The organism is Streptomyces sp. NRRL S-1813, assembly GCF_000719605.1.
Taxonomy (GTDB): Bacteria; Actinomycetota; Actinomycetes; order Streptomycetales; family Streptomycetaceae; genus Streptomyces; species Streptomyces decoyicus.
This window is the reverse complement of sequence record NZ_JOHB01000023.1, coordinates 42881-66599: the sequence shown is the minus strand read 5'-3', so window position 1 is coordinate 66599 and position 23719 is coordinate 42881. Positions and strand designations below refer to the sequence as shown.

Below are 23719 nucleotides of genomic sequence, written 5' to 3'. Positions count from 1 at the left end.
CAACCCGGCGTGTCCGCCGTTCCCCCGTCACCGCCCTCACGGCCTCGGCTGAACTCCCGCGCGCCGTCTCAGGGAATCCTCATCCGGGCTGGCTACGATCCGCCGCCGGCACAGGTGTGCCGGACAGGTGGGACGGAGCGGTCGCAGGGCGAGGAGGTCTGTCGTGGGGCACGGGGTGTATGCGCTGGCGCGGGTGGCAGTGGTGGTGCGGGCACCGGCGGGCCTGCTCTGGTGGCCGGGGCTGCTGGCCGCGGGGATCGGGGTGCTGGTGCCGGGGCTGACCGGGCGGACGGCCGGACTGTCGGCAGGGGCGGCGCTGTTCGTGACCGCCGCGTGCGTGGGGTGCGTGGCACGGCGCGGACGGTATGCGGCGCTGGCGCGCGACGCGTCGCGTGCCGGGAAGGCCGTCATCTTGCAGGATCGTTTGGTCACCCTCCGGATCTGGCGGCGGGCGCACCGCTGGTGGCTGCTGCTCGCCTTCCTGGCGGCGGTCGGCTCGTCGTTCGTGCTGCCGACGGCCGGCGGGCTGCTGATGGCCGGGTCCGCGCTCGGGCTGTGGGGCAAGGCGCTGTGGCTGGGGCGCTGGGAGCGGGAGCACGAGGCCCTGCTGTGGGTGCGTACGGAGGCGGCCGGGCGGGGCGGCGCGGCCGCCAAGGAGGTGCGTGGGTACCTCCTGACCGGGACAGCGGCCGGGGACGCGCGGCCCGGCGGGGCACGGGGCGGGGGAGCGCGAGCCGGCCGGCCGCGGGCCGGCGGAGCACGGGCCGGCCGCTGACCGGAGAGCGTGGGCCGGCCGCTGACCGAGGAGTACGGGCCGGCCGCTGGCCGAGGAGTACGGGCCGGCCGCTGGCCGAGGAGTACGGGCCGGCCGCTGACCGGCGCGTACTCGGCAGGTGATGTCTCTGCCGCCTCCGGCCTGCTGCCTATGTGCCTCCGGCCTACTGCCTACGTGCCTGCCGCCAACATGCCTACTGCCTACTGCCTATCGCCGCCGTGCTTACTGCTTCCCGAGGTCGCCCAGCGACTTCGCGTGTGCGCCGCCGCTCTCTTCGGTGAGGTCCTCCAGGGTCTGCGGGGTACGGACGGTCGCGAAGCGGACGGTGCCGTCCGCGTCCGTCGCGTAGCCGTAAATCCCGGGGCGCGGGAGGGAGTTGTAGGCGAAGTGGGTGGAGAAATAGTAGGCGCCGGTGTCCAGGAGGGCAGCGTGGTCGCCGGACTCCAGGAGGGGGAGCGGGCGGTTCTCGGCGACCAGGTCACCCGCGAAGCAGCACGGTCCCGCGATGTCCTGGGCAACCGGAGCGCCCGTCTTGGGGCGCCCGTCGGCGTCGTACGCCGCGACCCGGAGTGGCCAGGCCTCGGGCACGAAGACCGTACGGGTGGCGACCTGGGCGCCGGCGTGGGTGACCGCGATGGGCCGGCCGCCGGCCGACTTCGCGTACTCGACGCGGGCGAGGACCGTGCCGTGCTTGGCCAGCAGTGAGCGGCCGAACTCGGTGACGATGCCGTAGCGCCCGGACAGCAGGCCGGGGACGGTCGCGTGCAGCAGCGCGGCGTACTCGCGGTAGGTCGGAGTGGTGGCGTCCGAGGAGAAGTTCACCGGCAGACCGCCGCCGATGTCGAGGGTGTCGATCTGGCGCCGGCCGGCCTTCTCGTTGATCTCCTCGGCGAGGTCGTACAGGGCGCGTACGCCCGCGGCCATCAGCTCCAGCGGCATGCCCTGGGAGCCGACATGGGCATGCAGCCGGGTCAGCCACGGGCGGGTGAGGAAGGCCTGTACGACCCAGTCGCGGGCGCCCTCGTCACGTAGCCCGACACCGAACTTCGAGGTGTCCGTGGCGGTGCTCATCGCCCCGATGCTGCCGCCGCCGATCTGGGGGTTGACCCGCAGACCGATGGGTGCGCTGCTCGGCGCGGACGCCATCAGCGCGTCGATACGAGCCAGTTCCTCGGGGTTGTCGGCGTTCACGGCGATCCCGAGGGCCAGCGCCTCACGGAGTTCGGCGAGGGTCTTTGCGGGCGAGTCCAGCACGGTCCGGCCGACCGGCACCCCGGCGGCACGGGCCAGCGCCAGCTCGCCGGGGCTGGCCACCTCGCACCCGAGCCCCTCTTGCGCAAGCAGCCGCAATACGGGGACCAGCGAGGCGGCCTTCACGGCGAAGGCGTGCAGGACCGGGGCGCCGGGAGCGGTGAACTCCTCAAAGGCGGCGCGGAGTTCGGCCGCCGACCGGCGGATCCCGGCGATATCGAGCAGCCCGGCGACGGGCTCGCCGGGTCCCACCAGCCCGCGCGCTACGGCTGCCTCTACGGCACGGTCTCGCTCCGTGAAGTTCATACATCAACTCCATCATTGGGTGGGGGTGTCACGCCAACCGGGACCGCTGCCCCGGCGCCCCGGCAGCCTGCCCGCCACGCGGACTGTCCGACCTCTGACCGGACTGTCCAACCCCGCCCGGACCGTCCAACCCCCGTCCGGACCGTCCGGGCCGCCCGGCTCCCCGTCCGCTCCCGGCTCAGGCCGTTCCGCCGCCGTACCCCGCTTTGCGGTGGCGTTCGGTGAGGCGGGAGCCGGACTCGCGGCGGGCGGCGCGGCGCAGGAGCGGGACGGCCAGCAGGAAGCCGAGGACGGCCCAGGCGGTGAGTATCAGGGCCACGGTCGGCAGCTCCCAGGAGCCGGCCGGTTCCGCGGCGCGTGCGGCGTCCGGCAGGAGGGCCGAGCGCAGCCCCTGCGCCATCCACTTGAGTGGGAAGACGGAGGCGATCTTCTGGACCACCGCGGGCAGCGAGCTGAGCGGGAACATCGCCCCCGAGGTGACCAGCAGCCCCATCACGGGCAGCATGATCAGCGCCAGCGCCTCCCGGGGATTCGGCAGCACGGCGCCGAGGGCCGCGCCCAGCGGTACGACCGCGAGCAGCCCGAGCGCGCTGACCCACAGCAGCGTCAGCCAGCCACCGGGCCCGTGCGGCAGGGGGCCGTCCACCAGCAGGGCGGCGGCTCCCAGCAGGACGACGAGGGTCCCGAACGCCATGGCGACCACCAGCAGCGACTTGGCGACGAGATAGGCGGGTATGCCGCCGGGGGTGGCGCGCAGCCGCAGCAGGGCGCCCTCCTCGCGCTCGGTCACCAGGATCTGCGGGAGATTGACCAGCCCGATCTGGAACAGCAGGTAGGCGGCGAAGCCCGCGAGCGTCAGATGGGCCAGCGGGACATGGGTACCGGGCACCTTGGAGCTGATATAGCCGGCGAGCAGCAGCGCGACGACGACATTGAGCAGATGGCCGCTCATTTCCTTGGGGTTGCGGACGAGGTGGCGGAGTTCGATGCCCCCGCGCAGGAGACCGGCCCGCCAGTAGCGGCGGCGATGCCGCGAGGCGGTCTCCCCCGTGCTCGCAGCGGCCGTGCCCGGCCGCTCCGCCGTGTCCGGCCTCCCCGTCACATCGGTCCTCTGGTCGCTGCCCGTCGCCGCTGTCGCTTCTGTCCCGGCAGTCACTTCGCTCCCCCTCATGCTTGCTTCTCCCCGTCCGAGACCGCGGGCCCGTCCGAGACCGCAGGCCCTTCCGAGGCCGCAGGCCCTTCCGAGGCCGCGGGCCCGTCCGCGCTCCCGGGCCCGTCCGCACTCCCGGTACCGGTCCCGGTCCCCTCGCCCTGGTGGACCATGTGCAGGTAGGTGTCCTCCAGCGTCGGGCGGCGGACCTCCAGGTCGGCGACCGGTCCGCCCGTCTCCTGATGCAGCTCCCAGACCAGCTGGGAGGGGTCCTCGGTACGTTCCCGGCGGGAAGCGCCGTCGGCCGCCGTCCAGCGGACCTCGGCCTGTGCGGCGGCCCGCCGGGCGAGTTCCGCCGGGGTACCGCCGGCCCGGATCCGGCCGTTGACCAGCACCGCTATCCGGTCGGCAAGCCGCTCGGCCTCCGCCAGGTCGTGGGTGGTGAGCAGGATCGTGACGCCCTCGTCGCGCGCGAGCCGTTCGACCAGGTCGTGGAAGTCGCGCCGGGCCTCGGGGTCGAAGCCGGTGGTCGGCTCGTCCAGGAAGAGGAGTTCGGGGCGGCCGATGATCGCGAGTGCCACGTCCAGGCGGCGGCGCTGGCCGCCGGACAGCCGGTCGACCTGCTGGCCGGCCTGCTCCGTGAGGCCGACCAGAGCCAGCAGCCCGGCGGGGTCGCGGGGGGCCGGGTAATAGAGGGCGAAGTGCGTCAGCAGCTCGGCCACCCGCCAGCGGCGGTGGTCGCGCCAGGACTGGAGAACCAGGCCGATCCGTCCGCGCCAGGCGTCGTCGCCGTGCGCCGGGTCCGTGCCCAGTACGGCGACCTCCCCGCCGGAGCGCCGCCGGAAGCCTTCCAGGATCTCGACGGTGGTGGTCTTCCCCGCGCCGTTGGGGCCGAGCAGCGCGAAGATCTCGCCGCGGCGGATGTCCAGATCGATGCCGTGCAGGACGTGGGTGCTGCCGTACGACATCCTCAAGTCGCGCACCCGGATGACCGGTGGGGCGGATACGGCGGAGGCCGTGGCTGCCGAAGCGGCCGTGGCCGGGGGGAGGGGCAGTTGCCCGGTGGTCGTCATCGGCCCGCCTCCGCGCGCTGTTGCTGTTGCCCTGTCCCTGATGCCGCCGCGGCGGACTCCGTCGCCGGTGCGGCCGCTGCCGCGGGCCCCGCGCCCTCGACGATGGCGCGGAGTGCGGCCACATGCCCCTCGAAGGCGGTGCGGCCGCGGCTCGTCAGCCGTACTTTGGTGCGCCGTTTGCGGCCGCCGCCCTCCTTACGGATCTCCAGATATCCGGCCTCTTCCAGAGTGTGCAGCTGCTTGGAAAGCGCGGAGTCGCTGAGCGAGAGGCTGTCGCGGATGAACGGGAAGTCGGCCCATTCCGTGGCGGCGAGCAGCGCCACCACGGACAGCCGGGTGGAGGGGTGGATCAGTTCGTCGAAGCCGCTCGGGGTGCTCATCGGTTCGTCTCCTCGAGGCTCGCTCTCGCAGCGCGGTCGCGCAGCGAGCTGACCGCCCAGCGGTTCGCGGGGCCGACGAAGAGGAGGAATGCGCCCGCCGAGACGGTGGCCTGGATCAGGCTGCCGAACGGCAGCGCCAGCCAGTCGACCAGTGCGCCGGAGGCCAGGATGGTCACGGCGGTCACCGCCATGCCCGCGAGGAAGGTGGCGAACGACCGCCAGCTGTGACGCGAGCGGTGCAGCCGCATCCGGGTCCGGCGGTTGTAGATCACGGCCAGCGACCCGAGCAGGGTGATGTACGCGGTCAGCACCAGCCAGAACGCCCACCGGGGCAGATCGAGGCCCGATACGGCGAGGAACACCCACATGATTCCGGCCGTGGTGTACGTCGCCCCGGCGTCGCCATGGGCGCATCTCTCGATCTCGTCGTACACCCGCTCCTGCGGTACCCGAATGCGCTGTAGATCCTGCCAGGCCTGTTCGGCATCCACCGATGTGCTCATGGCCATCGCCTCCCCAAGGCGGTCCAGACGTTCCCCGTTGACTTGCCTACTAGGAAAGCTAGCGCAGACTTTCCCAGTGGGCAAGTAAAAATTCCGGAGCCGGTTCCCGAGTCGGTTCCGGGGCCGGCTGGCCGGTTCGTGCGGTTCGCGGCGAGCGGCTCGCCGGATCCTGTTGACTAGAGGTATTCAGCAGCTCCAATATGTGAATAGCTCAATCCATTCGACGTCAGGGAGGCACGGCCCATGTCGGGACCGCGACCCGTGCGGGCACCGCGCGGTACGGAGCTCAGTGCTCGGGGATGGCAGCAGGAAGCTGCGCTGCGCATGTTGCAGAACAACCTCGATCCGGAGGTGGCCGAACACCCGGACCAGCTCGTCGTCTACGGCGGCACGGGCAAGGCCGCCCGTGACTGGCGCTCCTTCGACGCGATGGTGCGCACGCTCACCACGCTCAAGCAGGACGAGACGATGCTCGTCCAGTCCGGCCGGCCGGTCGGCGTGATGCAGACGCACGAATGGGCGCCGCGGGTGCTCATCGCCAACTCCAACCTCGTCGGTGACTGGGCCAACTGGGAGGAGTTCCGCCGCCTGGAGGCCCTCGGCCTGACCATGTACGGGCAAATGACCGCCGGTTCGTGGATCTACATCGGCACCCAGGGCATCCTCCAGGGCACCTACGAGACCTTCGCGGCCGTCGCGGCGAAGAAGTTCCACGGCACGCTCGCCGGGACGATCACGCTCACCGCGGGCCTCGGCGGCATGGGCGGCGCCCAGCCGCTCGCCGTCACCATGAACGACGGCGTCGCCATTTGTATCGATGTCGACCCGCGGGCCATCGAGCGCCGGATCGAGCACCGCTATCTGGACGTGAAGGCGGACAGCCTCCAGCACGCGCTCCAGCTCGCCGTCGAGGCCCGTGACCAGCGCAAGCCGCTCTCCATCGGCCTGCTCGGCAACGCCGCCGAGCTGCTGCCGCAGATGCTCGCCGAGGGCGCGCCGATCGACATCGTCACCGACCAGACCAGCGCCCACGACCCGCTGGCCTACCTGCCCGTCGGCATCGACTTCGACGACATGGCCGCCTACGCGGCGGAAAAGCCCGCCGACTTCACCCAGCGGGCGCGCGAGTCGATGGCCCGGCACGTCGAGGCCATGGTCGGCTTCATGGACGCCGGCGCCGAGGTCTTCGACTACGGCAACTCGATCCGCGGCGAGGCCCAACTCGCCGGATACGAGCGGGCCTTCGCCTTCCCCGGCTTCGTCCCCGCCTATATCCGGCCACTGTTCGCCGAGGGCAAGGGACCGTTCCGCTGGGCCGCACTGTCCGGCGACGCCCGGGACATCGCCGCCACCGACAAGGCGATCCTGGACCTCTTCCCGGAGAACGAGTCGCTGGCCCGCTGGATCAAGCTGGCCGGCGAGCGGGTGCACTTCCAGGGCCTGCCTGCCCGGATCTGCTGGCTCGGCTACGGCGAACGCGACAAGGCCGGTGAGCGCTTCAACGAGATGGTCGCCGACGGCACCCTGCGTGCCCCGCTGGCCATCGGCCGCGACCACCTCGACTGCGGCTCCGTCGCCTCGCCCTACCGCGAGACCGAGGCCATGAAGGACGGCTCCGACGCGATCGCCGACTGGCCGCTGCTCAACGCCATGGTCAATGTCGCCTCCGGCGCCTCCTGGGTCTCGCTGCACCACGGCGGCGGCGTCGGCATGGGCCGCTCGATCCACGCCGGACAGGTCACCGTCGCCGACGGCACGGCGCTGGCCGGCGAGAAGATCCGCAGGGTGCTCACCAACGACCCCGGCATGGGCGTCATCCGGCATGTCGACGCGGGCTACGAGCGTGCCGACGAGGTGGCCGCCGAGCGCGGCGTCCGCATCCCGATGCGCGAGGGCGAAGGCGGGGGCGCGTGACCGCCTCGTTCCACGAGATGTGGGAGGAGCTGCGGCCCCTCGGCCGCGACTCCTCCTCCGGGGGCTACCGCCGCTACGCCTGGACCGGCGCCGACACCGACTGCCGTGCGTGGTTCCGGGCCCAGGCCGAGGCCCGTGGACTCACCTACGAACTGGACCGCAACGGCAACCAGTGGGCCTGGCTCGGCGCCACCGGCTATCAGGACGTGGCCCCCGGCGACGCCGTCGTCACCGGCTCGCACCTGGACTCCGTACCGGACGGCGGCGCCTTCGACGGCCCGCTGGGTGTCGTCTCCTCCTTCGCCGCGCTGGACGAACTCCGCCAAAGGGGAGCGGAATTCGGCAAGCCGCTGGCGATCGTCAACTTCGGCGACGAGGAAGGCGCCCGCTTCGGCCTGGCCTGCGTCGGCTCCCGGCTCGCCGCCGGTGCGCTGACCACCGAGGCCGCGCACCGGCTGCGCGACGGCGACGGCGTCACCCTCCCGCAGGCCATGGAGCGCGCCGGATACGACCCCGAGGCGATCGGCCCGGACCCCGAACGGCTCGCCAGGATCGGCGCGTTCGTCGAACTCCACGTCGAGCAGGGCCGGGCCCTGGACCTGTCCGGCGATCCGGTCGGCATCGCCTCCGCCATCTGGCCGCACGGCCGCTGGCGGTTCGACTTCCACGGCGAGGCCAACCACGCCGGCACCACCCGCCTCGACGACCGCCGCGACCCGATGCTCAGCTACGCCGCGACCGTGCTCGCCGCCCGCGAGCAGGCCCGGCTGGCCGGCGCCCTGGCCACCTTCGGGAAGATCAGCGTGGAGCCGAACGGGGTCAACGCCATCCCCTCGCTCGTCCGCGGCTGGCTGGACTCCCGTGCCCCTGACCAGGACACCCTGGACACCGTGATCACCGGGATCGAGCAGGCCGCCGCCGAGCGCGCCGCCCGCGACGGTGTGGACCTGACAGTCGTCCGCGAATCCTTCACCCCCGTCGTGGAGTTCCAGCACGCCCTGCGGGACGAGCTGAGCGCGATCCTCGGCAAGACGGGGGAGCGGACCGTTCCCGTCCTGGGCACCGGCGCCGGGCACGATGCCGGAATTTTGTCCGGAACCGTCCCCACCGCGATGCTGTTCGTCCGCAACCCCACCGGGGTGTCGCACTCGCCCGCCGAAGCGGCGGGGGAGGACGACTGCGCCGCCGGGGTCACCGCACTCGCCGACGTACTGGAAGGGCTGGCGTGCCACTGACCACGCAGGCAACACCGACGACGTACTGGCTCGAACACGCCTGGCTCGGCACCCACGTCGAGCCGGGCGTCACCCTGGACGTCGCGGACGGGCGGATCACGGCCGTCCGCACCGGGGCGGACACCCCGCCGCCCGGCGCCACCGCGCTGCGCGGTCTGACCCTCCCCGGCCTCGCCAACGCCCACTCGCACGCCTTCCACCGCGCCCTGCGCGGCACGGTCCAGGTCGGCACCGGCACCTTCTGGACCTGGCGCGAGATCATGTACAGCGTCGCGGACCGGCTCACCCCTGAGACCTATTACGCCCTCGCCCGCGCCGTCTACGCCGAGATGGCGCTGGCCGGCATCACCTGCGTCGGCGAATTCCACTACCTCCACCACGCGCCCGGCGGCACCCGCTACGACGACCCCAACGCCATGGGCGAGGCGCTGGTCTCCGCCGCCGAAGACGCCGGTATCCGCATCACCCTGCTCGACACCGCCTATCTCTCGGCCGGCTTCGGAGCCGCGCCCAACCACCACCAGCTGCGCTTCTCCGACGGCACCGCCGAGCGCTGGGCCCAGCGCGCCGACGCCCTCAAGGAGCGCGCCCACGCCCGCATCGGCGCCGCCATCCACTCCGTACGCGCCGTCCCCGCCGGGCAGCTCGGCACCGTCGCGGACTGGGCCCGCGAACGGCAGGCACCCCTGCACCTCCACCTCTCGGAGCAGACCGCCGAGAACGACGCCTGCCGCGACGCCCACGGCCGCACCCCCGCACAACTGCTGGCCGACCACGGCGCGCTGGGCCGGCGCACCACGGCCGTGCACGCCACCCACCTCACCACCGAGGACATCGAGCTGCTCGGTGACTCCCACACGGGCGTGTGCATGTGTCCCACCACCGAACGCGACCTCGCCGACGGCATCGGCCCGGCCGCCCGGCTCCAGGGCCGCGGCAGCCCGCTGTCCCTCGGCAGCGACAGCCACGCCGTCATCGACCTGCTCGAAGAGGCCCGCGCCATGGAGCTCGACGAACGGCTGCGCACCCGCACCCGCGGGCACTGGACGGCCGCCGCCCTGCTGCGCGCCGCGACCGCCGACGGGCACGCCGCCCTGGGCTGGGACGACGCCGGCGCCCTGGAGACCGGCACGCTCGCCGACCTCACCACAATCGCACTGGACTCCGTACGCACCGCCGGACCACTGCCCCGGCTGGCCGCCGAAACGGCCGTATTTGCCGCCTCCTCGGCGGACGTACGGCACACCATCGTCGGCGGCCGGCAGATCGTCCGGGACGGTGTGCACACCCTCGTCCCCGACGTACCCACCGCCCTCGCAGAGTCCATCGCCGCGGTACGCGGCTGAAGGAGAACACCCCCGCGATGACGACGACTTCCACGCCGACCACCACCGCCATCACCCACATCTCCCAGCTCGTCACCAACGACCCCTCCCTCGGTGAAGGCCCCCTCGGCCTGATCCAGGACGCCGCGGTCGTCATCGACGGCGACCGCATCGCCTGGGTCGGTGCCTCCAGCAAAGCACCTGCCACCGACAACGCCGTCGACGCGGGCGGCCGGGCGGGCCTCCCCGGCTTCGTCGACTCCCACTCCCACCTGGTCTTCGCCGGTGACCGCACCGCGGAGTTCAACGCCCGGATGTCCGGCCGCCCATACTCCGCCGGCGGCATCCGCACCACCGTCGCCGCCACCCGCGCCGCCACCGACGAGGCGCTGCACGCCAACGTCGCCCGCTATCTCGCGGAGGCGCTCCGCCAGGGCACCACCACCCAGGAGACCAAGTCCGGCTACGGACTCACCGTCGAGGACGAGGCCCGCGCGCTGCGCATCGCCGCCGAGCACACCGACGAGGTCACCTTCCTCGGCGCGCACATCGTCTCGCCCGACTACGCCGACGACCCGGCCGGCTACGTCGACCTGGTCACCGGCCCGATGCTGGACGCCTGCGCCCCGCACGCCCGTTGGGTCGACGTCTTCTGCGAGAAGGGCGCCTTCGACGGCGACCAGGCCCGCGCCGTCCTCACCGCGGGCAAGGCCCGGGGCCTGGTGCCGCGGGTGCACGCCAACCAGCTCGGCCACGGCCCCGGCGTCCAGCTCGCCGTCGAGGTCGGTGCCGCCTCCGCCGACCACTGCACCCACCTCAGCCAGGCCGACATCGACGCCCTCGCGCACTCCGACACGGTCGCCACGCTCCTGCCGGGCGCCGAGTTCTCCACCCGCGCCCAGTGGCCCGACGCGCGCCCGCTGCTCGACGCGGGCGCCACCGTCGCCCTGTCCACCGACTGCAACCCCGGCTCGTCCTTCACGAGTTCCATGGGGTTCTGCATCGCGCTGGCGGTCCGCGACATGGGGATGACGCCCGACGAGGCCGTGTGGTCGGCGACTGCGGGCGGTGCCCGTGCCCTGCGCCGCACGGACGTCGGCCGGATCGCCCCCGGCGCCCGCGCCGACCTCGCCCTCCTGGACGCGCCCTCGCACGTCCATCTCGCCTACCGGCCGGGAGTCCCGCTCGTCTCCGCCGTGTGGCACAAGGGAGTTCGCGTCTGACGGCCACGCGCGCAGGGTGACGTCCGCGCCGGCTTCACGGAGCCGGGCGCGGGCGCACTGCGCCGGCACAGCATGCGCCGGCACAGCAAAGGAGGGCCCGTCCCGAGCAGTCCCGGGGCAGGCCCTCTTTTGCGCGGGCGGCTGCCGGCCGTGTGGGCCGACAGGGACCGCGGTCCCTCACTCCTCGACCATCAGGCCCTTACGGAGCCGCACGAGAGTGCGGGAGAGCAGACGGGAGACGTGCATCTGGGAGATGCCCAGCTCCTCGCCGATCTCGGACTGCGTCAGATTGGCGACGAAGCGCAGCGAGAGGATCTTGCGGTCGCGCGGCGGGAGTTCGGCGATCAGCGGCTTGAGCGATTCGACGTACTCGATGCCCTCGAGCCCGTGGTCCTCGTAGCCGATGCGGTCCGCCAGCGCGCCTTCGCTGTCGTCCTCCTCGGGCTGGGCGTCCAGCGAGCTCGCGGTGTAGGCGTTGCTCGCGGCCATCCCCTCGACGACCTCGTCACGGGTGATGCTGAGGCGTTCGGCGAGTTCGAGCACGGTGGGGGCGCGGTCCAGCTTCTGCGCCAGCTCGTCGCCGGCCTTGGCGAGGTCCAGGCGCAGTTCCTGAAGACGCCTCGGTACCCGCACCGACCAGCTGGTGTCACGGAAGAAGCGCTTGATCTCGCCGACGATGGTCGGCATCGCAAACGTCGGGAACTCGACGCCACGGCTGATCTCGAAGCGGTCGATCGCCTTGATCAGGCCGATCGTGCCGACCTGGACGATGTCCTCCATGGGCTCGCTGCGGGAGCGGAACCGGGAGGCCGCGAACTTCACCAGCGCGAGGTTGAGCTCGACCAGAGTGTTGCGGACGTACGCGAATTCGTGGGTGCCTTCCTCGAGCGTTTCGAGCCGCTCGAAGAGGGTCTTGGACAGAGCCCTCGCGTCCACCGGGCCCACCTCGTCGAACGGCGGGATCTCGGGCAGCGCCTCGATCTCAGTCATTTCCGCCAGAGCTGATTCGGCGGGGAGCGACTGGGAAGGGATGTGCCCGGTCGGGTCGGACGGGGGTGTCGACGATGCGGGCTGCCGGGTGTCGTCGGTGCGCAGTTCGTCGAGCCGGGGTGACATGGTCTCCTCCATCGTTCTCGGCATATGGCTGCCGATGCCTCAACGTGAAGCTTCGGTGTGCGGCGCCTCCAAAGCCGGCCGTTTCGAATGTGTGCTTCTACGCCTACCTGGCTTTGCCTGAAGATGGCAAGTGCGTGTTGTCCGTATATTGAGCAATATGCGGATTGTTCGGCTACCGAGAGGCGTCAGGAGGGCGTAGGGTTCGCTGAGCGCAGTCGTAAGCAAACAGTTGTCTAGACAGCAAGAGGGGTGCGCGCGCATGGACCGCGGGACGGTCGGCAGTGCAAGCCGGGGCCGGCTTCATGTCGAGATCCGCCATCACGGCGCCAGCGCGGTCGTGACGGTTTCGGGTGAGTTGGATCACCACACCGCAGACCTGTTGCGTGAGTCACTCGAGGGCTGCGTGGACGACGGATATGCACGCCTGGTGGTGGACTGCTCACCCCTTGAGTTCATGGACTCCACCGGCCTCAATGTGTTGCTCGGCGCGCGCCTGAAGGCGGAGGCCGAGGGGGGCGGAGTGCATTTGGCCGGGATGCAGCCGGTGGTCGCCCGCGTCTTCGAGATCACTGGCGCGGAGGCGGTCTTCACGGTGCACGACTCTCTCGACGCGGCCCTGGCCGACTGACATGGCGGCGGTGTCCGGAACGTTGCATTCCGGGCACGTAGTCCGTGTCACAACTTCCGTACCCAAGAAGTGGGTGTTCTCACGGTCCGGTCGGGCAGGAGACATCTGAATCCGTTGAATCAGTCAGTATCTGTTTTCCGTGAACAGGCGAATCGGTGAGGTGAAGCGCTGATGAGCACCACCCGGCCGTACCCGCCGGGCGATCTCGGCCCGGAGTCGGGCGGCGCGGGCGCTTCCGCCGCTCCGGCTGCCGCCACCCCGGCGGGCCAGATCCGCCGGCTGCGCCTGGCGGGCACCCGAGGCGCCGTGGCGCGTGGCCGTGACTTCGCCCGGCAGGCCCTGCACGACTGGGGCTGGCTGCCGGCCGCCAGCGCCGACCGGCGTGCCGCGGCCGAGGACGTGCTGCTCGTCGTCTCGGAACTGGTCACCAACGCCTGTCTGCATGCCGAAGGGCCCGAGGAGCTGCGGCTGCGCTGCACTTCCAAAGTGCTGCGCCTGGAGGTCAGCGACCTCGGTGCGGGCTCGCCGGCGCCGCGCAGCCCGCACCGTCCGGGCCGCCCCGGCGGTCACGGCATGTTCATCGTGCAGCGCCTGTGTCTGGACTGGGGCGTGGTGCGTCACCCCGACGGCACGGGCAAGACCGTCTGGGCGGAACTCGCCGCGCCGTCCTGAAGGGCGGGCGGAGGGGTCGGAGAAGAGCTGAGCGCGGGCCTGTGGGCCCGCGCTTCGTCGTGTGCGGGCCCTGCCCCGTACGGCACCCCCGGGCCGCCGCGTACGCGGCCGGATTTCCCCTCAGTGCGGGCCCCGGGCCGATCGGGGCTGTGCATTGCCTTCCCTCGGCAAGGTCCCCGGCGTACCTTGAGCGGCCAATCTGATGTGCCGTCAGTAACATCCGGCGGTGCGCTCACCGGGAGAAGGGGAATCCGAGGTGGCCCGCTTCTACGAACAGCACGGCAGGCGCCCGGGGCGGGCGGCCGGCCTCGCCGCGGCCGTGGCGATGGCGGCGGGATCCGCGGTGATGCTCGCCGCGCCGACTGCCCACGCCGAGGTCGTCGACGTCAACTACCAGTGCAAAACGCCGATCGGCAACAAGGGTGCGGTGTCGCCCATCGACATCAAAAGCACCGCCGACGGTGGTGCGTACAAGCTCGTCATGTCGTTCCAGAAGGGCGTCTCCTCCAGCCCCGTCGAGCTGGGCAAGGGCGCCATGAAGCCGAGCGCGCTGATCAAGCTGGGCGGCGCGGGGAGCGGTACGGTGCCGGTCGCCGGGCCGCCGAACGACAAGGCGATACCGGCCAACACCCCCATCAAGATCAGTGACTTGAGCGGTACATACACGCCCAAGGGCAGCGGCAAGGTCACCTTCACGGCCGCCACGCTCACGATCAAGGCGCTGGGCACCACCACCACCTGCACTCCGAGCAACAACCCCAAGCCCTCGCTGACCCTCGATGTGAAGGGCTCGGGCGGCGCGTCCGGAAGCGCGGGTTCCGCCGCCGCGGGCGGCGGTTCCTCCGGCGGGCAGCTGCCGCAGACCGGACCCGCGGACTCCGCGATCGCGCTGGGCACCCTCGGCGGCACCGTGCTGCTGGCCGGTGCGGCCGGTGCGCTCTGGCTGACCCGCCGCCACCAGCGGGTGTGACGCGCCGCGCGGGGCGCCAGGACCCGCGGAGCGCACCCCCGCACCCCGCCCGACCCCTTGCCCGGCCGGCACGGGGAGGTACCCGCCTGCACCAGGAGCCGCCGATGCCGTTCCGTACCCGCACAGCGGTCAGCGGTGCGATCCTCGCCACCGCCGCCGTGCTGCTGTGCCCCGCCGCGGCCGTGGCCCGGCCGGCCGCAACGCCGGCACCACCGGGCTGGTCCGCGGCGCCCGCGCCCGGCGACGGGGCCGAGCCGCGGGCACAGGACCGCCCGTACTTCTACCTGGCGGGCGCGCCGGGCACCGTCATGAACGACCGGCTGACCCTGAGCAACCCCACCGGCCGCGCCGTCACCCTACGGCTGCGCAGCTCCGTGTCCGGCTCGTGGCTCACGCTCGCCTCGACGGAGGTGAAGGTGCCGCCGCGCACCCGGGCGAGCGTTCCGTTCACGGTGACGGTGCCGAGGGGCGCGGCCCCCGGCGACCACACCGGAGAGCTGATCGCGACCGGCGGGGGCAAAGAGGGCGGCGCGGGCGGACGGGACGCCGTACCGGTCCATCTGCGGGTGACCGGGCCGACGTTGTCCGCGCTGACCGTCGAGGACGTGTCGGTGAGCGGCCGTGGCGCCACGGCGGTCATCCGGTACACGCTGGTCAACCGCGGCAACACGGTGCTCGCGCCGCGGCTCGCGGTCCGCGCCGACGGGCTCTTCGGCCCGGTGCTGCGCCGCGCCGCCCGTACCCTCCCGGTCGGGCTGCGGCCCCGCCAGGCCATCGACCTGACGGAGAAATGGCACGATCCGCCCGATCTGGACCGGGTGGATGTGCGGCTCACGGTGACGGCGGACGGTGGTGCCCACGGGGTCGCCACCGCCACGTACACCGCGGCTCCCTGGGGTGTCGTGGCCGGGCCGGTGCTCCTCCTGGCGGCGGGCGCGGGCGGCCTGGCGGTCGTCCGTCGGCGACGCCGTGCCCAGGCCGTGAGCGGGGTACCGGGCGCGGACACCGCGCGGACTGCGGCCGATGAGGCGCCGCCGTGCGAGGACGGAAGGCCGGACGCGGCGGAGCAGTTGGCGAGCACCGGATCAGGAGCGCGATCGTGAACGGCGGGACGGGGGCGGGGACGGGAGAGGGTACGGGGACGGGTGCGGCGACGAGGGCGGGCAGGGGGGGCAGGGCGGCCGGCCCGGGGGCCCGCGCCGGGCGCCGTGTGCGGCGGCGGGCGGTGGCCGTGCTCGTGCTGTGTGTGGCGCTCGCTTCGACTCCGCTTCCGGGCGCCGTCGCGGTGCCTGCCGCCCCGTACGCCCCGGCTGCCGAGGGCAGGCCCACCGTCCACCTGTCCCAGACGGAAGCCGGCAAGGGCGGCAGCCTCACCGTGACCGGCCGCGGCTGGCGGCCCAAGGCGCTGCTCACGCTGCTGATCTGCGGACAGAACATGATCGGCGGCACCAATGCCTGTGCCAACGGCGACGGGCGGGCGGTCACCACCGACGCGCACGGTGCGTTCCACAAGAGACTCCCGGTCGCCGAGCCGCCCAAGCCCTGCCCCTGTGTGGTGCATGTGGCGACCGTGACCGGTGAGGCCGCCGACGCCGATGCCGCGTTCAAGGTGGCCGGCCACCCGGTGGCCCCGCTGCCCCAGGAGGGCACCGGCGGCCGGCTGACGGTGCTCGCCCAGCCGCGGCTGGCCGGCAGCAGCGGCCTGCTGACCTGGTTCGGTGCTCCCGCACAGCGCGAGTTGACCCTCACGGTCGGCAATCTCGGCTCGGCACCGGCCCGGGACCCGGTCTTCCAGGTCGGCACCTCGCACGGGGTCTTCGCGCCGAAATGGGAGGAGCAGCAGTGGCGGGGGACCGTACCCGCCGGGAAGAAGGCCGAGGTCAGGCTGCCGGTCGAACTGCCGGCCGGCGCGCACGGGGACTATCTGGTCTCCCTCGAATACGGCGGCAAGGTGCTGGCCGAGCAGCCCTGGGGGGTCGGCAGGCCCTGGGGCGTGACGCTCTTCTGGGTGCTGCTCTGCGTGGTCGTCCCGACGGCGGTGTTCCGCATCGGGATGGCCGTCGTGGACCGGGTGCGCCCGCGCCGGGCGGGCGGGACCCGCAGGCACAGCGCAGGACGTACGCACCCGGCCGGAGACACCCGCGCCGCCGGCCGGCCGCCCCGCGCGGCCGGCATCGGATCACGCATCAGAAACCGAACCGCGCGCTCCACGGACGGCCCCGGCACGCCGGGTGACTCCGCCGCGCTGCCGTGGTTCACCCCGGACACCGCACCGTCCACCACCACATCAACCGAACGACCGACGTCGAAAGGTTCAGCGTGATGAGGCAACGGAGGAGAGCTGCGGTGGCCTCGGCGGCCGCGCTGGTGCTCGCGGGTGCGGGCATCGTGGCAGCGGCCGGGACCGCCCGGGCAGCGGAGGTGGCGTACAAGACGGAGTGTCTGCCGCCGCCGATATCGGGGCTGCCGCCGATCCAGGGCACCACGAAGGTGGCGGTCAGCGCGCCCGCGACCGCGAAGGTCGGCGACGAGATCGAGGTGGTCTGGAAGACCGTCGAGGGGGCCTCCAAGAACCCCGACATCCTCGATCTGGGGGAGAACACCGTCCAGCCGACCGGCACGATCAAGGTGGCCGGCGCGCAGACCGGCGATCTGGCGATGCAGGGACCGCGCCAGAACCCGCCGATCCCCAAGGGCGGCGCGATGAAGCTGTCCGACATGAAGGGCAAGCTGAAGCTGGACAAACCGGGTGAGGTCACCCTGGCGCCCGGCTTCTACAACATCAACGTCAACAAGCCGATCTCGACCGACACCAAGTGCTCCCCCAAGGAGACCGTGCAGCCCGCGGTCACCATCAAGGTGACCGACGGCGGGGGCAGTTCCGGCGGCACCACGAGCGGGACGACCACCGGCACCACCACCGGCACCACTACCGGGACATCCGGCGGCACCACTGCCGGGACGACGGGCGGGACCACGTCGGGAACGACCAGCGGTACCACCGGCGGCGGCACCGACGGCGGTACGAGCGCCGGCCCGTCCGGAGGCACGACCACCGGTGGCTCCGGCGGCGACCCCGACGGCACCGCGTACCAGGGCAAGCAGGTGCAGGTTCCGTACGCCTGCAAGACGCCCATCGGGGACAAGAAGGCGACCTCCCCGGTCCAGATCAACGCCGTGAAGAAGGGCGGCAGTTACGACCTGACGGTGAAGTTCGCGAAGTCCGTCATGGACAGCCCGGCGGACATCCCCAAGGACTCGGTCAAGCCGTCGATGGACGTCAAGGTCGGCGGCGCGGACAAGGGATCGGTGAAGGCCGAGGGCCCGACGAACGCCGAGCCGATCAAGTCGGGCCAGCCGATCGCGATCCCCGACCTGAAGGGCACCTACAAGCCGGGCGCCACCGGCAAGGCCACGCTCACCCCGGGCGTGCTCACCGTCAACGCCCTCGGGACGACCACCACCTGCACCCCGGAGAAGGACCCGGGAGTCTCGCTCGCCCTGGACACCTCGGCGCAGCAGGGCGGCACCTCCGGCGGTACGACGGGCGGCGCGGCAGCCTCCGGCGGCAGCGCGGCTGGACCGGCCGGCGTGTCGGGCGGCAGCAGCGGCGGCCTCGCCGAGACCGGTGCGAGTGACCACGGCGCGCTGATGGCGCTCGGCCTCCTCGCCGGGACGGTCATCCTGCTGGGCGGCGCGGTCTTCACGTTCCTCCCGCGCTTGCGGGCACGGGTCCGCTGACGCGGCCCGTCCACGGGACGCACGAAGGGGGCGTCGCACCGGCCGGTGCGACGCCCCCTTCCGTGGTCCGGGGCCGGCAGACGTCAGTGTGCAACTCGCCCGCCCTGAAAGGGACTTCTCGGAGAATCTGTAACCGAAGAGCGCGATGGCGGACGGCTGGGGAGGCCTTCTGACCTTCTCGGGTGCCCCGGCGGAAAGCCGTCGGGGACGTAGGGCAGGAAGGCTTGGGGAGTGAGGGCTTTCTGATCTTGCTGATGGGGTGAAGGGCGTGCAAAGATCCATGCGTCGCCCAAATGGCGGCATAATTAAGTGAAGAATGCAATATGAGGTGCATGCGTGCGTAGGTGGAAAGCAACTCTGTCGGTCGTTCTGCTGACTGGCGCAGTGACTCTGGGCGGTGTGACCAGCGCGAGTGCCGCAGGTTACGGGGAGCACAGCCCTGGCAAGATACAAAGCGGCCAGGCCGGGTACCAGGCGGGCTGCGCCCTCGCGCAGTGGCTCTTCCATACACACTGCAAGCCGTAGTTTGCGGTTCGGCGCTGCCACCGAAGGCGCCGGTGAAGGGGCTGTGACTCAGCGAGTCACAGCCCCTTCGCTTCGATTGCCACGGACCGCTTTCGGGGGGCGAGTCACTTGAAACGCTCGGCCGGGAAACCCCGGCCGAGCGCCTGCACAACTACTGCGGCCTGGACAACCGGCCACGTGTGGCAACGACCGCTGGAAACCGCCGTGCAGTGCGGCGGCCCTTCGCTTGTTGGCCGCTGTTGACCGATGAGGTCAGTGCACACCGCCCATGAGCGCCACGATCCTCTTGCGGTACACGTACACCGCGAGGCCGGCGAGCACCGCGAGGGCCGCCTCCACTCCGATCACGGTCGTACCGCTGAGGTCCACGCCGCCGATGGAGAGCAGCGACGTGATGCAGTCGCCGGCCGTGACCGCGAGGAACCACACGCCCATCATCTGGCTGGCGTACTTGCCGGGCGCCAGCTTGGTGGTGACGGACAGGCCGACGGGGGAGAGGCACAGCTCACCGATCGTCTGGACCATGTAGATCGACACCAGCCACATCGGGCTGACCTTGGTGCCGTCCGAGGCCATCATCATCGGGACCACGAAGACGAAGAAGGACGCGCCCACGGCCACCAGGGCCATGCCGAACTTCACCGTCGTGCTGGGCTCCTGGTTCTTCCGGGCCAGCCACAGCCACAGCCACGCGAACACCGGCGCCAGCGCCATGATGAACAGCGGGTTCAGCGACTGGAACCAGGTCGCGGGGAACGAGAAGCCGAAGACCGTGCCGGCGGTGGAGCCCTTGGCGAAGACGGCCAGCGTGGACCCACCCTGGTCGTAGATCATCCAGAACACGGCTGCGGCCACGAAGAACCAGATGTACCCGCTCATCTTGGTCTGTTCGCTGTCCGACAGGTCCTTGTCGCGCTTGATGCGGACCAGCACCGCCGTCGGAATGACCAGGCCGAGCACCGTGATCGGGATCAGGGCCCAGTTGAGCGTGAAGTGACCGGTCGCGGCGACCACGCCGTAGAAGGCAGCGATGCCGAGGAGCCAGATCAGGCCCTTGCGCATCCAGGCCGTGCGCTCCTGGGCGGACAGCGGGTTCGGGACCACGCTGCTCTTGGGGTTCAGGTTCTTGGTGCCCAGCAGGAACTGGACGACGCCGAGACCCATGCCGAGGCCGGCGAGCGCGAAGCCCAGGTGCCAGCTGACGGTCTCGCCGACGGTGCCGATGACGAACGGCGCGACGAAGGCGCCCAAGTTGATGCCCATGTAGAAGACCGTGAAGCCGCCGTCACGACGCGGGTCCTCGGGACCGTCGTAGAGGTGGCCCACCATCGTCGAGATGTTGGACTTCAGCAGGCCCGAGCCGATCGCGACGAGCGCCAGGCCGACGAAGAACGCCGGTGCACCCGGAATGGCCAGCGTGAGGTGACCCACCATGATCACGCCGCCCGCGATGGCGACTGTCTTGCGCGGGCCCCAGACACGGTCTCCGAACCAGCCGCCGGGCATGGCGAGCAGGTAGACCATCGCCAGGTAGACCGCGTAGATGGAGGACGCCGCGGCCGCCGTCATGGCGAGGCCGCCGGTGTGCAGTCCTTCCTTGACGCCGTCGGCGCCGCCCGAGATCAGGTAGTACACGAGCAGGGCCCGCATGCCGTAGAAGCTGAAGCGCTCCCACATCTCGGTCATGAAGAGCGTGGCCAGTCCGCGGGGGTGGCCGAAGAAGGTCTTGCCGCCGTCTACAGGGTTCCCCTGCTGGGCCGCGTCCTTCGTCAGGCTGGACGCCATGGATGCTTCCTTGCTGCTACGGGACGCGTTCGCACGCCGTACGCGCCCGGGTCGGGGGGAGTGACCGGTACCGGCGTAACTCCGCCCGCCCCCCGTCCGGGAGGTTCGGCTCCCCGCGGGGGGTCGGCAGGACGGTCGTACACCGGGATCCACGCCCCCCGTGCTACAAGCGCGGTGGAACCGGTCGACATGTCGATCACTGCGTAGCGGGACTGGTGATTCCAGCCCTGCACACAACGAGGGACCGTTGACGTCAGTTGAGAGTCAAAGGTCCCGAAGGTTGAGCGATGGACGTCCTGCCACCATACGTCTCGTCGCACCGCCGTTGGGCAGCGTGAGACAACGCTCACACTGCAACGGGGAACTACAGGCGCCCCTCCGTGCGACCGCGCGCTCTCGCGCGCGCCGACGCTTGTGCAGCTCAGGGTGCAGGAACGGTCCGTCGTCGGCCATCCGCGCTGGTCCGCCCCTCGGCCCGGATGCATCGGACTACCATCGGGCCATGACCCGTGTACTGCTCGCCGAGGATGACGCGTCCATCTCGGAGCCGCTCGCCCGCGCACTGCGCCGCGAGGGTTACGAAGTCGAGGTGCGCGAGGACGGCCCGACGGCGCTCGACGCCGGTCTCCAGGGCAATATCGACCTCGTCGTCCTGGACCTGGGGCTGCCCGGTATGGACGGCCTGGAGGTCGCCCGCCGGCTGCGCAACGAAGGCCACTCCTTCCCCATTCTGGTGCTGACCGCCCGCGCCGACGAGGTGGACACCGTCGTCGGCCTGGACGCCGGCGCCGATGACTACGTCACCAAGCCCTTCCGGCTCGCCGAACTCCTCGCCCGCGTACGGGCGCTGCTGCGCCGCGGCTCCACCGCCGAGCCCCAGCAGCCGCCCGCCACCCACGGCGTACGGATCGACGTCGAGTCGCACCGCGCATGGATGGGGGACGAGGAACTCCAGCTCACGGCCAAGGAGTTCGACCTGCTGCGGGTCCTGGTGCGCGACGCCGGCCGGGTCGTCACCCGCGACCAGCTGATGCGCGAGGTCTGGGACACCACCTGGTGGTCCTCCACCAAGACGCTCGACATGCACATCTCCTGGCTGCGCAAGAAGCTCGGGGACGACGCCGCCAACCCCCGCTACATCGCCACCGTCCGCGGAGTCGGCTTCCGCTTCGAGAAGAGCTAGGGGCCCGTGCGCCGTCGCCTGATCAACTCCACGCTCGCCGTGGTGCTCGTCGTGATCGCCGTTTTCGGTGTCTCGCTCGTCATCGTCGAGACCCGCACCATCCAGGCCGGCGCCCAGGAGAGTGTGGCGTCCGAGGCGGTCCGGCTGGTCGGGATAGTGGAGAGCCGGCTGGGCAGCGGCGAGAAGATCACCCCGGACATCCTCTCCGAGCAGATCACCGCCAAGCGGTACGCGCAGATCAAGGTGCCCGGCAAGGAGCCGATCGAGATCGGCAAGCGGCCCACGGGCGATGTCATCCAGTCGCAGGTGCGCGGCGACCGCGGCGAGTCCGTCACGGTCAAGGCGTCCCGCTCCATGGTCAGTGCGGAGATCGGCCGGACGCTGCTGGTCATTCTGGCCGTGGCGCTGCTGGCGATCATTGCGGCCGTCATCCTGGCCGTCCGCCAGGGACGCCGGCTGACCGCGCCGCTCACGGACCTCGCCGAGACCGCCGAGCGGCTCGGCTCCGGCGACCCCCGCCCGCGCCACCGCCGCTACGGCGTCCAGGAGCTGGACCGGGTCGCCGATGTGCTGGACGCCAGTGCCGAGCGGATCGCGCGGATGCTGACCGCCGAGCGGCGGCTGGCCGCGGACGCCTCCCACCAGCTGCGGACGCCGCTGACGGCGCTGTCCATGCGGCTGGAGGAGATCACCCTCACCGACGATCCGGACACCGTGAAGGAAGAGGCCACCATCGCGCTGGCGCAGGTGGAGCGGCTGACGGATGTCGTCCAGCGGCTGCTGACCAATTCCCGGGACCCGCGCAGCGGCTCCGCGGTCGCCTTCGACCTCGACGAGGTGGTCAAGCAGCAGATCGAGGAGTGGCGGCCGGCCTACCGCAGTGCGGGGCGGGCCATCGTGCGCTCCGGCAAGAAGGGGCTGCGGGCCGTCGGCACTCCGGGCGCGGTCGCCCAGGTGCTGGCCACCCTCATCGAGAACTCGCTGATGCACGGCGACGGGACAGTCGCGCTGCGTACCCGCGTCACCGGCAACCAGGCGGTCGTCGAGGTCACCGACGCCGGCCCGGGGGTCCCGCCGGACCTCGGCTCACGGGTCTTCGAGCGGACGGTGTCCGGCCGGAACTCCACCGGGCTCGGGCTGGCCGTCGCGCGCGATCTGGCGGAGGCGGACGGCGGGCGGCTGGAGCTGCTCCAGCAGCATCCGCCGATCTTTGCGCTGTTCCTGGCCCGGGAAGCCGATTCCGTCGACGAGTGAGCCCGCGGGGGCCGGTGCGCCCTGCGGGGCCCGGCGTGCCCTGCGGGATCCGGCGTGCCCCTGGCTACTTCCGGGAGGCGCTGCGCGGGCGCGGTGAGCGGTCGGTGAGGAAGGACTCGGCGGTCTCCACGGCCTCCCGCGCGGGCAGCGCACGAAAGACCCAGGTGCGGTAGGACCAGAAGCGGAAGAGCGTGGCGACGCCGATGCCGACGAACTTGAAGATGTTGCTCTGGAGCGGGCTGTCCCAGCGGAACCCGTACGTCGCGACGTAGAGCAGTCCGTTCTCGATCACCAGGCCGATCGCGCTGAACAGCAGGAAGAGCGTCAGCTCCTTCGTCCGGCCCTGCTTGTCGCGGTCACGGTAGGTGAAGTAGCGGTAGCCGAGATAGTTGGTGCCGGTCGCCACGACGGTCGCGATGATGCTGGCCCGGACGACGGGTACCTCGGTCAGATGCCGCACGAGGTTGAACACCGCGAAGTTGACCACGACACCCGCGCCGCCGACCGCGCCGAACTTCGCCACTTCGCGAACCAGCGCCTCCAGCCTCGACCGCAGCGCGCTCCGTTCACTCATGGTGATCGTTCAGCTCCCGTCGTGGGCGGTGTCCGCGGCCGTCATCCTGGTCCGCTCCCTCATGCTAACCAGGGGTGGAGAGCCGTGCCTGCCATCTGTCCTGTCCGTGCGCAAGGCCTCGCGGTCCGAACGGGTC

Annotated in this window: 21 protein-coding genes; 13 read left to right on the top strand and 8 right to left on the bottom strand. The window is 71.6% G+C overall.

The features are described from left to right. The first annotated feature begins 163 nt into the window (after positions 1 to 163). A complete protein-coding gene (locus tag IF67_RS0127135; protein WP_030989968.1) occupies positions 164 to 775 on the top strand; it encodes a hypothetical protein in 612 nt (203 codons plus the stop codon). 222 nt (positions 776 to 997) lie between these two features. Here the strand turns inward: IF67_RS0127135 and IF67_RS0127130 are convergent, their stop codons facing one another. From IF67_RS0127130 to IF67_RS0127110, 5 genes are all read right to left on the bottom strand, one after another. After that, entirely contained in the window at positions 998 to 2332 is a 1335-nt protein-coding gene (locus tag IF67_RS0127130; RefSeq protein ID WP_030989966.1) for a diaminopimelate decarboxylase, read from the bottom strand. A gap of 178 nt (positions 2333 to 2510) precedes the next feature. Continuing rightward, entirely contained in the window at positions 2511 to 3488 is a 978-nt protein-coding gene (locus IF67_RS0127125) for an ABC transporter permease (protein ID WP_234341359.1), read from the bottom strand. Between the two features lie 11 nt (positions 3489 to 3499). Then, positions 3500 to 4555 (bottom strand): ABC transporter ATP-binding protein, encoded by a 1056-nt coding sequence (locus IF67_RS0127120; RefSeq protein WP_078889654.1) that lies wholly within the window; start codon positions 4553 to 4555, stop codon positions 3500 to 3502. Next, a complete protein-coding gene (locus IF67_RS0127115) occupies positions 4552 to 4935 on the bottom strand; it encodes a transcriptional regulator (RefSeq protein WP_037839909.1) in 384 nt (127 codons plus the stop codon). The genes IF67_RS0127120 and IF67_RS0127115 overlap by 4 nt, the downstream gene beginning before the upstream one ends. Further along, a complete protein-coding gene (locus IF67_RS0127110; protein ID WP_199812790.1) occupies positions 4932 to 5438 on the bottom strand; it encodes a hypothetical protein in 507 nt (168 codons plus the stop codon). Before IF67_RS0127110 ends, IF67_RS0127115 begins: the two co-directional genes overlap by 4 nt. 243 nt (positions 5439 to 5681) lie before the next feature. On the opposite strand from IF67_RS0127110, the gene hutU reads away from it, so the two are divergent. From hutU to hutI, 4 genes are read left to right on the top strand one after another with little or no spacing between them, the layout of a single operon-like run. Continuing rightward, positions 5682 to 7352: a urocanate hydratase gene (gene hutU, locus IF67_RS0127105; RefSeq protein ID WP_030989955.1), complete on the top strand. Its 1671-nt coding sequence runs from the start codon at positions 5682 to 5684 to the stop codon at positions 7350 to 7352. A gap of 17 nt (positions 7353 to 7369) precedes the next feature. Continuing rightward, positions 7370 to 8587: an allantoate amidohydrolase gene (locus IF67_RS0127100; RefSeq protein WP_234341366.1), complete on the top strand. Its 1218-nt coding sequence runs from the start codon at positions 7370 to 7372 to the stop codon at positions 8585 to 8587. After that, complete coding sequence (locus IF67_RS0127095) at positions 8578 to 9933, top strand: formimidoylglutamate deiminase (RefSeq protein WP_030989951.1); 1356 nt, start codon at positions 8578 to 8580, stop codon at positions 9931 to 9933. The genes IF67_RS0127100 and IF67_RS0127095 overlap by 10 nt, the downstream gene beginning before the upstream one ends. Positions 9934 to 9950: 17 nt before the next feature. After that, a complete protein-coding gene (gene hutI / locus IF67_RS0127090; protein ID WP_030989949.1) occupies positions 9951 to 11135 on the top strand; it encodes an imidazolonepropionase in 1185 nt (394 codons plus the stop codon). A gap of 177 nt (positions 11136 to 11312) precedes the next feature. Here the strand turns inward: hutI and IF67_RS0127085 are convergent, their stop codons facing one another. Further along, on the bottom strand, positions 11313 to 12125 hold the full coding sequence (locus tag IF67_RS0127085) for an RNA polymerase sigma factor SigF (RefSeq protein ID WP_234341365.1): 813 nt from the start codon (positions 12123 to 12125) through the stop codon (positions 11313 to 11315). A gap of 385 nt (positions 12126 to 12510) precedes the next feature. Between IF67_RS0127085 and IF67_RS0127080 the strand changes: the two genes are divergently transcribed. From IF67_RS0127080 to IF67_RS0127055, 6 genes are all read left to right on the top strand, one after another. Beyond that, complete coding sequence (locus IF67_RS0127080) at positions 12511 to 12879, top strand: STAS domain-containing protein (RefSeq protein ID WP_018093152.1); 369 nt, start codon at positions 12511 to 12513, stop codon at positions 12877 to 12879. A 171-nt stretch (positions 12880 to 13050) separates the two neighbouring features. After that, a complete protein-coding gene (locus IF67_RS0127075; RefSeq protein WP_030989943.1) occupies positions 13051 to 13551 on the top strand; it encodes an ATP-binding protein in 501 nt (166 codons plus the stop codon). 256 nt (positions 13552 to 13807) lie between these two features. Beyond that, positions 13808 to 14521, top strand: coding sequence for an LPXTG cell wall anchor domain-containing protein (locus tag IF67_RS0127070; protein ID WP_030989941.1), 714 nt, complete (start codon positions 13808 to 13810; stop codon positions 14519 to 14521). A 104-nt stretch (positions 14522 to 14625) separates the two neighbouring features. Beyond that, a complete protein-coding gene (locus IF67_RS0127065) occupies positions 14626 to 15624 on the top strand; it encodes a hypothetical protein (protein ID WP_030989939.1) in 999 nt (332 codons plus the stop codon). Between the two features lie 122 nt (positions 15625 to 15746). Continuing rightward, complete coding sequence (locus IF67_RS0127060; protein ID WP_037839905.1) at positions 15747 to 16844, top strand: hypothetical protein; 1098 nt, start codon at positions 15747 to 15749, stop codon at positions 16842 to 16844. Then, on the top strand, positions 16844 to 18262 hold the full coding sequence (locus IF67_RS0127055; protein ID WP_037839904.1) for a hypothetical protein: 1419 nt from the start codon (positions 16844 to 16846) through the stop codon (positions 18260 to 18262). The genes IF67_RS0127060 and IF67_RS0127055 overlap by 1 nt, the downstream gene beginning before the upstream one ends. 777 nt (positions 18263 to 19039) lie before the next feature. On the opposite strand, the gene IF67_RS0127050 is transcribed toward IF67_RS0127055, so the two are convergent. After that, on the bottom strand, positions 19040 to 20572 hold the full coding sequence (locus IF67_RS0127050; RefSeq protein ID WP_030989933.1) for a peptide MFS transporter: 1533 nt from the start codon (positions 20570 to 20572) through the stop codon (positions 19040 to 19042). Positions 20573 to 21074: 502 nt separating this feature from the next. On the opposite strand from IF67_RS0127050, the gene IF67_RS0127045 reads away from it, so the two are divergent. Together IF67_RS0127045 and IF67_RS0127040 are read left to right on the top strand one after the other, a co-directional pair. Next, positions 21075 to 21755, top strand: coding sequence for a response regulator transcription factor (locus IF67_RS0127045; RefSeq protein WP_030086430.1), 681 nt, complete (start codon positions 21075 to 21077; stop codon positions 21753 to 21755). 6 nt (positions 21756 to 21761) lie between these two features. After that, positions 21762 to 23009: an ATP-binding protein gene (locus IF67_RS0127040; RefSeq protein WP_030989931.1), complete on the top strand. Its 1248-nt coding sequence runs from the start codon at positions 21762 to 21764 to the stop codon at positions 23007 to 23009. A gap of 64 nt (positions 23010 to 23073) precedes the next feature. Here the strand turns inward: IF67_RS0127040 and IF67_RS0127035 are convergent, their stop codons facing one another. Continuing rightward, a complete protein-coding gene (locus IF67_RS0127035) occupies positions 23074 to 23583 on the bottom strand; it encodes a GtrA family protein (RefSeq protein WP_030989930.1) in 510 nt (169 codons plus the stop codon). Positions 23584 to 23719: the final 136 nt, after the last annotated feature.

What these genes read in the sequence shown, in the direction of transcription:
- IF67_RS0127130 (WP_030989966.1), bottom strand. Translation starts at nt 2,332, where the DNA reads ATGAACTTCACGGAGCGAGACCGTGCCGTAGAGGCAGCCGTAGCGCGC.
- IF67_RS0127120 (WP_078889654.1), bottom strand. Translation starts at nt 4,555, where the DNA reads ATGACGACCACCGGGCAACTGCCCCTCCCCCCGGCCACGGCCGCTTCG.
- IF67_RS0127115 (WP_037839909.1), bottom strand. Translation starts at nt 4,935, where the DNA reads ATGAGCACCCCGAGCGGCTTCGACGAACTGATCCACCCCTCCACCCGG.
- IF67_RS0127110 (WP_199812790.1), bottom strand. Translation starts at nt 5,438, where the DNA reads ATGAGCACATCGGTGGATGCCGAACAGGCCTGGCAGGATCTACAGCGC.
- hutU (WP_030989955.1), top strand. Translation starts at nt 5,682, where the DNA reads ATGTCGGGACCGCGACCCGTGCGGGCACCGCGCGGTACGGAGCTCAGT.
- IF67_RS0127100 (WP_234341366.1), top strand. Translation starts at nt 7,370, where the DNA reads ATGTGGGAGGAGCTGCGGCCCCTCGGCCGCGACTCCTCCTCCGGGGGC.
- hutI (WP_030989949.1), top strand. Translation starts at nt 9,951, where the DNA reads ATGACGACGACTTCCACGCCGACCACCACCGCCATCACCCACATCTCC.
- IF67_RS0127085 (WP_234341365.1), bottom strand. Translation starts at nt 12,125, where the DNA reads ATGACTGAGATCGAGGCGCTGCCCGAGATCCCGCCGTTCGACGAGGTG.
- IF67_RS0127080 (WP_018093152.1), top strand. Translation starts at nt 12,511, where the DNA reads ATGGACCGCGGGACGGTCGGCAGTGCAAGCCGGGGCCGGCTTCATGTC.
- IF67_RS0127075 (WP_030989943.1), top strand. Translation starts at nt 13,051, where the DNA reads ATGAGCACCACCCGGCCGTACCCGCCGGGCGATCTCGGCCCGGAGTCG.
- IF67_RS0127065 (WP_030989939.1), top strand. Translation starts at nt 14,626, where the DNA reads ATGCCGTTCCGTACCCGCACAGCGGTCAGCGGTGCGATCCTCGCCACC.
- IF67_RS0127055 (WP_037839904.1), top strand. Translation starts at nt 16,844, where the DNA reads ATGAGGCAACGGAGGAGAGCTGCGGTGGCCTCGGCGGCCGCGCTGGTG.
- IF67_RS0127050 (WP_030989933.1), bottom strand. Translation starts at nt 20,572, where the DNA reads ATGGCGTCCAGCCTGACGAAGGACGCGGCCCAGCAGGGGAACCCTGTA.
- IF67_RS0127045 (WP_030086430.1), top strand. Translation starts at nt 21,075, where the DNA reads ATGACCCGTGTACTGCTCGCCGAGGATGACGCGTCCATCTCGGAGCCG.
- IF67_RS0127035 (WP_030989930.1), bottom strand. Translation starts at nt 23,583, where the DNA reads ATGAGTGAACGGAGCGCGCTGCGGTCGAGGCTGGAGGCGCTGGTTCGC.